This window comes from Shewanella septentrionalis (assembly GCF_025370265.1).
GTDB lineage: Bacteria > Pseudomonadota > Gammaproteobacteria > Enterobacterales > Shewanellaceae > Shewanella > Shewanella hafniensis.
In genome coordinates this window covers 1-11,365 of sequence record NZ_JAMTCC010000066.1, presented here as the reverse complement: position 1 = coordinate 11,365, position 11,365 = coordinate 1, and the positions used below count along the sequence as shown (strand labels likewise).

General features: G+C 40.1%; 7 protein-coding genes and 1 pseudogene. All 8 read right to left on the bottom strand.

Annotated elements, in window-relative coordinates; genetic code table 11:
- Positions 1–248 precede the first annotated feature (248 nt).
- Complete coding sequence (locus NE536_RS21695; RefSeq protein WP_017043295.1) at positions 249–1,157, bottom strand: IS5 family transposase; 909 nt, start codon at positions 1,155–1,157, stop codon at positions 249–251.
- A gap of 235 nt (positions 1,158–1,392) precedes the next feature.
- Positions 1,393–4,308, bottom strand: a complete 2,916-nt coding sequence (locus NE536_RS21690) for a type III restriction-modification system endonuclease (RefSeq protein WP_017412995.1) — start codon at positions 4,306–4,308, stop codon at positions 1,393–1,395.
- Positions 4,308–6,290 carry a site-specific DNA-methyltransferase gene (locus tag NE536_RS21685; RefSeq protein WP_261273982.1) on the bottom strand — a complete coding sequence of 661 codons (1,983 nt, stop codon included), beginning with the start codon at positions 6,288–6,290 and terminating at the stop codon, positions 4,308–4,310. Before NE536_RS21685 ends, NE536_RS21690 begins: the two co-directional genes overlap by 1 nt.
- Before the next feature lie 45 nt (positions 6,291–6,335).
- Positions 6,336–6,620, bottom strand: coding sequence for a hypothetical protein (locus NE536_RS21680; RefSeq protein WP_212751180.1), 285 nt, complete (start codon positions 6,618–6,620; stop codon positions 6,336–6,338).
- Between the two features lie 238 nt (positions 6,621–6,858).
- Positions 6,859–7,257 carry a hypothetical protein gene (locus tag NE536_RS21675; RefSeq protein WP_011787738.1) on the bottom strand — a complete coding sequence of 133 codons (399 nt, stop codon included), beginning with the start codon at positions 7,255–7,257 and terminating at the stop codon, positions 6,859–6,861.
- Positions 7,257–9,161, bottom strand: coding sequence for a site-specific integrase (locus tag NE536_RS21670; protein ID WP_261273981.1), 1,905 nt, complete (start codon positions 9,159–9,161; stop codon positions 7,257–7,259). Before NE536_RS21670 ends, NE536_RS21675 begins: the two co-directional genes overlap by 1 nt.
- A gap of 3 nt (positions 9,162–9,164) precedes the next feature.
- Entirely contained in the window at positions 9,165–10,907 is a 1,743-nt protein-coding gene (locus NE536_RS21665) for a hypothetical protein (protein ID WP_261273980.1), read from the bottom strand.
- Positions 10,904–11,365: pseudogene (locus tag NE536_RS21660) on the bottom strand (hypothetical protein); the annotation flags it as partial. The pseudogene NE536_RS21660 and the gene NE536_RS21665, both read right to left, overlap by 4 nt.

Here is an 11,365-nt window from a genome sequence, read left to right as displayed (position 1 = left end):
AGTTAGATTTGAAAGTTAGTAAAGCCAATGCTGGCGGGGCTTGTGGGCCAATTATCTAATTTTCATCAAAGTCATCTAACTTTTAACTTATTTTTTGTTCTTAACAGAAGTGAGTCGAGAGAAAAAAGTTAGATCAAATAGGAACAGTGCTCATCTAAATTTTTAGCTTTGCTACAGATTAGATGTATGACAAAGGCGTTGTTGATCAAATCAGGTAAAGGGCGTAGTTATTCTACAGAGCTTACCTGCTAGTTTCTAATAGGCATACCTAGCCCTATGACTTTGTTAATTGCTTTGACATTTGCCAGCGCCTCACCAACTTGAGCGTTATAACATCTCAAGCTCAAGGTACCGCTAGTCAGTCCTTTATATCGAGACATTGCCGTCTCAGAGATTGAGCGGTCGTGATAGCCAGAGTCCGTTTTCCACTGAGCTAGCGTATCATTTTTAAGTGCATCGACTGCTTCATTGCGAGGGTGCCCCTTTTCCCAGTAACCAGCATTTTTTCTAGGAGGAATGAGAGGCTTGCAGCCCTTAGCCTGCAATACTTCGTGGCACTTTTTTGTGTCGTAAGCACCGTCTGCTGATACGGAATGAACTTTTCTTCGAAGCGGATTCAATAATGTTGGGAGAGCTTCACTATCACCAACATTGACGAGGCTGACTTCTGCGCTAATAACGTCATGGGTATCGACATCAACGGCGAGATGCAGTTTACGCCAAGTCCTACGTTTTTCTGCGCCATGCTTTTTAACTTTCCATTCGCCTTCCCCAAAGACTTTCAGGCCTGTTGAGTCAATTGCGATGTGGCGAACTGAGCCTTTAGATTTATTCTTATATTTCACCTGAACAGTCTTTGAACGCTTGCTGATACTGGTGTAGTCAGGGGAACGCAAAGGGACTTTCATCAATGCAAATATAGAGTTGATAAAACCTTGAAGTGCACGTAACGGGAGAGAGAATATTCCTTTAATCATCAAAGCTGTTTCAATAGCAGTATCAGAAAATTGAAAGCCTCTGCCACGTTTGCCATGGTGACTCTTGCATTGCCACGCCTCAACGGCTGAGTCGTCAATCCAAAAAGTCACTGAGCCTCTTTTGCACAAAGCTTCATTATATTCACTCCAGTTAGTTATCTTCTTTTTCGACTTACCCATAACATCACCATGCCGCTACTACATGGGATCAGATCGCAGGATTGCGGAAAGGTTCAACTGATTTAGTCAACAACGCCTATGACAAACCAAAATGAACGCTACATCATCCGAGATAACGCACTTTTGGACATAAATCCGTTAGAGCGATTGTTCTAATTATTTATGAGTGTACTTTCATGCGTGAATAGGTACGAATAAAAGTGAGAGGATTTGAAGCTCTCACTTTCTTAATAAACTAGCTAGAAGCTGCTTGCTTGATTAAGTCATAAATCAAATCACCAGCAAACTGTGTTTTAAAATCGACTTTAACGTCTTTACTTATTTTCTCAAACAGAACCTTAGCATGTTCAATTTTCCGCTCTTCCTCTTTACGAAGACTATCCTTTCCATCAACATTTTTCGTTTCAATGATGAAATTCAGAAAATCACCTTTACTTGTCTTAACAACATACGCAAAGTCTGGAGAATATGAGTAACCACCAGATACAGGGATCTTAATTGAGTTCTTCGGAATCTTAGTAAATACTGATACAGATTCAATCTCACCGTTAGTAATATTCAATTTCTCAAGTTCAGAATCGTAAAACACATCTTCAAATAGGTATGCATCAAGAGGGGTAAGCGAGTCATCATTATAAACACCTAAATCACTTGCCATAACTTCGGTTCTAGGTTCACCCTGAACATCAGTAAACTTAGTTGGGTGCATACTGTTTGATATAATGTTATAGCCAAGGCCAAACTTATTGAATGAATTATTCAATAAGAATTTACTGAATCCTGATTTTACTTTTCTGATTGTCTGAATATTCAAATAGTCAGTAATATCTATCGTATTTTGTACACTTATAAATGCTTTATGCAGTGTAGATAACTTGATAAATGCTTCTTGCGATAAACGATTCAGAAACTCTTTGTAAGTCATAGTAGAGAACTTGGTGAAATCATCATCATTACCAAATCTTGACTTGGACATAGCAGTATCATTATGGATATAAACCGTTTCAATACGTGTCTGTACTCCTGTTTTTTTGAATTTGTCAGACTCTTCAATCAAATATTTTTTAAACAGCTCAAGAAAGTCATCTTCGCTTGCAATTTTATATTCTAAAATCGCTTTCTGGTTAATCATGTCCCAAAGTGCTTTTAGTTCATCGAACTTACCAACACGCATCTTAGAGGTTTTTTTAGTACCATTATCAACCTTAATCTTGTTAGGTTTAACACCCGTTGGGAATGCATTAGGGTATTGCGCTTTCAGTTTTGAGTAAGCATCCGAACCAAGTAAATTTTCATTTTCGTCAATGATCCCTTTATCTAATAGCTCCATCATAATTTTTAATGAAGATAAATTGGGGTATTGTGCTGTGATTTTATCTTTGATTTCTTGAGTTAACTTGCTTGGTACAGTTTCTTTGAATGATGAATCATTCACCTCTTTAACAAGAGTGCGTATAAAGTCTTTTTCGGTAAAATCCACATAATAATTAAGCATAAATGAACGGTCTTTAACACGCCCCATATACTCATTTACAGGTAGACGAAGGCCACGGCCAACCTCTTGAAGTTTTGACGTTGTACTACCACTGGAGCGTAATTTACAGATTTGGAACACATTTGGTGAATCCCACCCTTCACGAAGTGTCCATTTACTAAAAATAAAACGTCTTGGATTATCTAGCGAAAGAAGTAGTTCTTTATCGTGCAAAATTTCACTTATTTCTTGTTCGATTTTCTCATCTTTATCGCTATTATCTTTAGAGAAATATCCACCGTGAACAACAGACACATCTTTAATGGTCTTTTCTAGGTATTCTCTGTAGAAGGCATCAGTTTCAACTTTTAAGCACTGTTTAGCCTCTGCAACAACCCATTCTTCAAACTTAGTTTTTAAGCTTCCTGAGAGGTTGTTTCCATCACGATAACCTTCTATATCATCAATAAAAAAAAGCGATAACGGTTTGATCCTTGGCCGTTGAGTCAGTAACTCACGTTCAAGCTTGAAATGTTCCTTAATCGCTTTACGGATCATATTATCTTCAAGTGTATCCGAGTATGAATAAGGATTGATAGACTTGCCGATTTTAATTTCGATACCGTTACTCAAGACAACCATTTTTGTGTTAAGTGATTCAATATACAGATCATGAATCTCATTGTGTGTCTTAGATAATGACTCACCTTTCGCTAGTTTATAAAAGGTCTTAGTTCCACTTTCGTTTAATTCAAATGTTGCTTCGTTAGCCGTTGATTTAGTGAGTTTAAGGTTTGCGAAGTCATCACCAACAACATCTTCAATAAAAGCGTTAATCCCTTTTACTAGGTCGTTGTTAAACGCATCCACAGCAGTTAGTCGATAAACAAGATTTTCGTAGTCTTCGTTGAACGTAGCACCAAAACGAAAAATGTACTGAGCATTGAGCTTGCTGATGTTATCCCATGTTTTTTTAGCTGTAGGAAACTTGTGAGGCTCATCAATGATAATAAACGGTCTTACAGCGCTGATAGCGTCAATGGGTGTATCGAATTTGTTGTCTAACAATCCTTTGTCGTAAGTCTCAACCAATGATTTTGAGTTAATCATTCCAGAGTTGATAATCAATACGTGGATATGCTTTTTATTAAAATTATTCGCTTCAACAAAATCATAAACTGCTTGGGGCATAAAAGATTTAGTATTCTTACCAGAACCTTTTTGACTTTCTACGACATAAGTTTTTAATTCACGCTCATAGTCATCACGAAAATGTTCTTTGAGTGCATCACTTTTTAAAAAATTAACTGTACCTGCTTTAATTGAAAGCGTAGGGACAATCACAATAAATTTGTTAATACCAAAAGCTTTGTTGAGATCGTACATGGATTTGGTATAGGTATAAGTCTTGCCTGTACCTGTTTCCATCGATATATCAATAACGTTACTTTTAGCGTTGTAATACTCTTTTTTATGCTCTATCCCGTTGAACTCTTGTACTGTCTTGATGTTTGCATAGTATTGAGGGCTTGTGATACTAAGCAAAGGGTTTACTCTAAGACGAACTATAGGATCGTCAGATTGTTGAGGCTGCGCTCCAACAAACATGCTCATCAATGCGTCTACACCAGCCTTTTGATGTGGCAGGTTCTTCTCAAATGTGAATCCCTTTGACATTAGTTTCTTCCTACTAGATCAATTTCTAATGACTTTTTATTAGCGTAACTTTTTAGCGCTTCGTTTAGTTCCATTTGCTTTACGCTATCAAAGTTTTTACCAAAGAAAACAATCTTATTAGGTGAGAATTGCTTATCAGTATCAAGTCTCAAAAGAAGCGCTTTCAAAGCATCACTAGAGAAATCAGATGCGATCATATACAAGCGATTATCACACAGGTGAGCGGTATAATTATCTAGACCTATATCTTGGACAGGTGTCGTTAACTCACACCCATCATACAAACGCCATGTGGTCAAAAGCGTATGATATTGATCATCAGTCAGCATCACATCATCAAACATGGTCATCGTCATTAAAGACAGTTCTTTATCGTCATCTTCGACTCTGAAATCTTCTACAGTTTCAAAAATTTTGAACCCTAAATCGCCTTGAAAATCAGGATTTTCTTCACGAATTTTTTCAGCAGCTTTAGTGATTCGAGCTTTAGTTATGTCAAAAATAGTTTTATAACCTGCTTTTGATGCTACAGAATCCAAAGGAGTTTTTTCAGAAATTTGAATATTAACAAATTGTCTTGATCCATTATCTAATGAATTTAGGTGCATTATGGCTTGCCCTGTAGTGCCTGAACCTGCAAAAAAATCCATTGCTATACTATTTTTATCTCTTAAAGATAAACATAGTTTTTGAATTAATTTTTTAGGCTTCGGGAAAGTCATCAAACCTTTATGTCCTAAAAGCTCTCGTAATTCCTCTTCTCCATCTTCATTTGACCCCCAACCATCAGAAAATAAATTATTTAAATCTATATCTTTGAAATTACTCTTTGAATCATCTCCGACTCTAGGGAGTAGGTCTTTTAATGTTTTATATCTCGGTTCATCTACGATTCGTCTTAGATATAAATCTTGGGTAATATAAAGTTCATCTTTGTTAGCATATTCTTCCATGACATCTTGTTTATATCGCCAATTCCCCTCTATGATAAGGTCTTCTGCTAACACACCATCCTCAATAACAAGATCGCTATGTAGAATGAGATCCATAGTAGATGCCGATATGACTGATCCTTTCTCTAGTTTATGATTTTGCTCTCTGTATTTAGATTTAATACCCTTTGGTATATGCCTAATTTCTCTTTTATTACTGGCATTTACACATGGGTAAGTTTCTGTTGATGAGTTAACTTCACCGATTAGCCCCGAAAACTTTTCCTTAACATTGGCATAAACATATATATATTCTTTAACACTAGTTATTGTGTTTGATAAAAACGTTCCTTTTTTTTTCTTTTCCCAAACTAACTGTGAAACAAAATTATGCTCTCCAAATATCTCATCGCAAATTAGTTTCATTTGACTAGATTCACTATCGTCAATAGAAATGAATATTACACCATCTTCACGCAATAATTGTTTAGCAATATAAAGCCTTGGATACATAAATGTCAGCCAAGCACTATGACTATTTGAACCTTTATCTGTAAATTCTAATATTCGAACGGCTTCATCGAGATCTATACCTGTTAAGTCTGCTAACTGTTCTTTCGTGAATTTACGATCATCATTGTAAACAAAGCCGTCTGAACCCGTGTTGTAAGGAGGGTCGATATAAATCATCTTAACCTTCTCACTGTATGCGTTAACCATATGCTTAAGCACTTCTAGGTTATCGCCTTTAATAAGCAGGTTTTTACTGTCTTTGTTCTGTTCTAACTGGTTATGTACAAGATCTTCATTGATCAATGTTTTAGGAGGAAGATTAGTCAATAGACGCGCATAAGACTTACCAAGCCAGTTCAATGAGTATGATTCTTTTGAAAGCTCAACTTCATTGGCATTAACCACTTCAAGCATTTTTTCTTGGATGAAATGTCCATTTTTATCAAAACACTGAGGAAAATGCTTTTTTAGCACCGCAAGCTGTTTGCTATTTACTGTCTCTATGTTCGAATGAAGAGTTTCTTCTTTGATTGTCATTTTGTGTATCCGATTTTATTCTTGTAAATCTATATAAGACTGATTTTATTCTGAATCAGTGTTGTCAGTAATCTTGATTGATGCTTCTGTTAGGCCTATACGCAGTAACTCAGCTAAAGCCCCGTCCAAGCTTTTGAAGATACGAGGTTCATAAGGCTGTCTAGAGCTACTTAACACTAATGGTTCACCATTCCACTGAGAACCATCGAAAACGACTGTGTATGCGCTTTTCATACCTAAAATTTGTGCGTGGTCGATAATCCCGCTCTTGACTCGCTCTTTAGCCATAGAGCTAAGTATGCAGTTGCCACCGTTTATACCTGAAATCATGATAACCCACCCAATATCCATTTTTGTCACAATATCAGATATCGTTGCATAGATGGAGTTTTGTTTTCAAAAATTTGATGTGGATAGCTATTCATTTTTGTCAGCCATAGAAAGCTTCAAAAAGTACAATGAGGGTAGGTGTGAAACTGATTTTAGGGCAGAATCGAGTTGGTTCAGTTAACTAACTCGCCTATGGACAGAACTGAGTTGGGCAATCTATCAGTTCTGCTTTTCGGCTTTACACCTTAATATTCTTCACATTAATAGAGTGCTGTCTTGTTGATGTTTTGTAGCGGTGCAACTCCCATGTTAACTGTGCTACGAAAGTTGCCATGACCTTCATTTCATCTCTAAACTGGCCACTCTCAGCTCTCAAGCGCTTGTTAGATTCTTCCAAGTCATCATACCGCTCCTTATCAATATGCTTTTTCTGCCTAGGTTCCCCCTTCTTAGCAACAGTGGGGTTAGGGTGGTAGCGAGCCTTTTCATCCAAAATAATCTCTAATACTGCGGGGTGATTTTTGCATGAGCCGTTCGCCACGCCCGCTCGTTTTTCGACAGCGTAAGGGCTAATTTTTTTGCCTTCACTTTTGAGCGACTCAAAGGCATTGAGCAACTTAGTTTTTACGTTTGCCATTACAAAGCCCCTAATTCAAATCGTTTAAATTCGATGTCGTGATCACGCATGACCTTTTCAGCGGCACGGATATCCGTCAATTCACGAGCAAGTGTGTTCTGGTTGTAGAACCCCATCTCCTTCATTTGCTGTAATCGTGCCGCGATTCGTCCGTGACGCGCTTGCCAGCGCAACGCTTCTTCCTTATTGATGTTTAAGTTTTCACAGTCACGACCCAGACAGCTCGATTGCTCAAACAGGTGTTCCATTTTGCACTTAAAACCAGCAAAGCATCGTCCATAACCGGTCGATTTATTTGCCCCTTTGGTTTTCTGAGCAAGCTCTTCAAATTGATCTTCTGTCATTACACGAGGATCACCCTCAAACACCTTCATAAACCCACCTGACTGCTCTCCTGGGTGGCCTATCATGTTCCGTAAGTAGGCCTTGTGGCTTTCCATCTCTGCGTCTTCAACCGCTTTTTTAATGTTGGCAGGATTATCTATACCAAGCAGCGTTAAGACTTCTGCATGACTGGCATAGATAGCCGTCATTGATAGTCTGATATGTTTAAACTGGTGCTTCAAAGCGGCAAGAGATACCAGGCCATTCCCCACCACAAAATGAGCAAAGGTACGCCTCAACGAGTGCGTCGTAAAATGCCAGTAAATTGAGCCATCTCCCCGTTCTTTAATAGGGTTATATATCGCGGGTACAACAGGGTTAAGCAAGCCATACACTTCATCCATTTCATCTGGGTCGTAAGTAATATCTAAGTGCTTTGAGTAATATGCGAAGAGGCTACTAAGGTTTTGTTTGTTTAACACGACATCTTCTAACTGACTAGAGATGTTGTCACCCATCCCAGAGCTACCATCAAGACGAAATCGCGGTGAACAGTGAATGCTCCCCTTATTAGAGCGATAGCTGTCGTTGAGCACGGTTAAGACCTCTAGCGCCTTTTTACAGATAGGAGCGCAGGCCCATGCGTCTTCTCTGGGTAATTTATCTAACTTACGAGTCCAAGAGCGCAGGGTGCATAGTTTAATACCATCAAGGTCAACTTCTTTGTAAGAGGTGGAGTCAATTTGGGTTAGCTCGCTAATTCGCATCCCCGTAAATGCAGAAAGCGTCATAAAGCAAGCGCCTCCTATCGCCCTAAATTCATCATAGGCTTGGCGCTCTGTTACGACATATTTCTTGGCATAAGCTTTTACATCGCCAAGGTCTTCCAGCTTATTATGAGCCGTGGTGACATTTTCTATCAAGCGCCCCATCAACTGTTCATAAATAACAGGGATAACCGTAGGGTAATGCCCACGGCCTGCCGCTGAATACTGCTTGGCCATTGTTTTGATTGTTTTACCTTCAGGAAGGCCAAGTGAAAAGCGACGCGGTTCTGGGAAATGTTGATTTAGTTGCGTAAGGACGCTCAGTGCTTTTAAGCGATGAGATACTGTTTCTTCACTGTGCTTTTTTCCCTCATACAGCAATTGACCAAAGACCAGTTCATTGCTGAGCAAGGGAAAGGAATCGATGGGGGTACCTTTAAATACCCTCAGGGCAGCGTTTGACCACCTTGCTAAATCATGGCAATGGCTGAACTTACGAAACGCGTCTCCTTCCATGTGTAGCAGGCTCCCCTGCGACCCCCAAATCAAAAAATAGATCCGTTGTTTGAGTTCGATAAGCAGATCGGGGTTGTGCTTTTTAGGATGGAAATTTATCTGGTATAGCGATTTTGATTCGTTGGTGAGATTAAAAAACGCATTAAAGTCCCAAATGTCATCTTTGAAATAGGAGACGGGGTTACCATCCTTATCCACGCTCACCACCGTCTCATCGCAAGGCATGGGGAACGAGCCCGGCATTGATGGGAATGCATATTGTTCAAACTTAGCAACATCATAACTGACGCTATACATGGTTTATCCCCTGAATATGTCCATGACTGAATTTTCGTCCCACAAAGGGTGACATTCGCGCTCTAGTAGCTTCATTGCAGCTTTGAGATGAACCTTTTTAAAACGCGCCTTGAGCTTATTTAGATTGGCCTTGACTTCGCCAAAGTTGGTGATGAAGTGCTCTACGTTTTGATGCACCACCATGGCTTCATTCAATCGCTGCTCAAAAGACAATAACCGCCATATATCATGTGGGTCATCCACAACGCCAAAGTTAGAGCAACCAAAGCATTTCACGACAAACCCGCAGCCTAGTTGAGACTTTTCTTCATCGGAGAGGAAGTCACTCTTGTCTACGTTTTTTTGGAATTCTTTTTTCTGAGGTGTGTTGGCCCCCTTACAAAAACCACCGTTTTGATTCTTAACGACACCGTACTCAGCAGCTGCTTCCTTCAAGACCTCCCATTCCTCGTGCGAAATGACAAGTCCAACTGCTTCTTTGGCCTGTGCGACCGCGATTACAGTTCCACCGTCAGGATTCTTGCCCAAGTTGTGCAAAGCCGTTAACCCTAGCGCCAATTGACTTCTGGCTTCGCCCTTAGAGACCTTGCCATATTTGGAGTTGTCATAAGTCTGCGGTGCATTACGGGTGTTTTCTGCCGCCTTGCTACGTCCTAGCTTCTGCTCCGCATACTGTTTAATGGAAGATTTCAGCAGATTGCAGTTCAAGCGGAAATCAGGGTTTTCTTTAATTAACAACTGAATACGCTCGGAGTAGTTAACCAAATAATTTTGAGAATAATTATTAAAGTTATTGCTGTTTGGCACCATGCCATTCGCTTTTCGAAACAGGTAATGCTTATCCAACCCCAGAGAAACAGAGTGTGCCTTTGACAGCGAGAGGTGTGATTCAAAAAAGCGCTTACAAGATGCTCTCGGGGTGAAAGAGCGTTGTTCAACTTTGTTTCCGCGAGCCTTGAATCCCTCTATGCTAATGCGACCAGCGCCTGACTTTTTGCACACCCATTCATCATCCAAAAACATACTCAGAGTTTCTGTTCGGCCAGTCCCAAGATAATAAATGGTTATAAACATCGCATTGTAGACCAACCTATTAAACGCAGTCCGTCTTTGAGCTTCGGGTAGTGACTCATCCTGATAGCGTGCTAACAACGCCTTGCGGTCAGCCAATAAGGCAAACGCGATTGAGCGCAATTGCTTTGGCGTGTAGTTATTTGAATCTAATGAGGCTGAACGGGTATCAAGGTTGCGAGCTGCTTTAGGGATTGTTCCAAACCCAAACTTCTTGCAAATCGAATTCAAGTTCGAGCTCAGCCAACCAAGTGTCTTTGCTTTGATAGGCTTGCCATTAAGACCTACACCTGTACTTGCCATCGATAGGTAGGCAGCATGAATGTACTGGGTGCATGTCTCAGGTGAGAGCTGAACCTTCACCTTTTGCTTTCCACTTTGAGTATTAAAAGCACGGCTAAGCACTTGACGGATATATCTAAAATTCGCCGATTTTGATGTTTCGCGCCATCCTGACTGCTGGAACTTGGAAATCAACAAACGAATGTGCTCATCAGTGGCATATGCTTTTAGCTGCGCAAAGTCACACGTTGAATTGCCACCACCACCATTCTTCCAGACATATTTCCACTTAGTAATTGCTATCAGTGTGTTATCGGTGACCATTTCGGTAGTCGGTGTAGAACGATAGGTGCGAGCTCTCTCTGTCTGTTCTGTATCAATCACTTCGGTCACGATAGCATCTCATCCTCTAGCAAGTTCATGGTTATCTCTGGGATATGATTCTTTTCGGGGTTGCCCTCGTAGTGCTTGAGGTACAGCATGGTGGTTTCTAAATCTTTATGACCCATTTCATCTTTGAGCATCTTCAACGCCTGCATCATCGACAACTCTTTGATTTGCGTCAGAGACTCAAGCTTGTAAGCCCCAAACGTTGCCCTGCAATCATGCTCTTTGTGCTTAAAGTGAGGGTTGCTGTTTTCTTGTATCGCGGTGCGTAACTTACTCCACAATGAATTGAGGCTACTGGTGGTGAATGGGTCTCCATCCTTATTGATGAAAGCGGGAGGGTTCGTATCCCCCGTCTTCATGAAGTACAGTTGCTGCCGCTTTTTGTACCGTTCACTGCCATGGTATTCATGAACCGACTCCATCAGCCAAACGGGCATTGAGATCTGACGATTGATGTCATA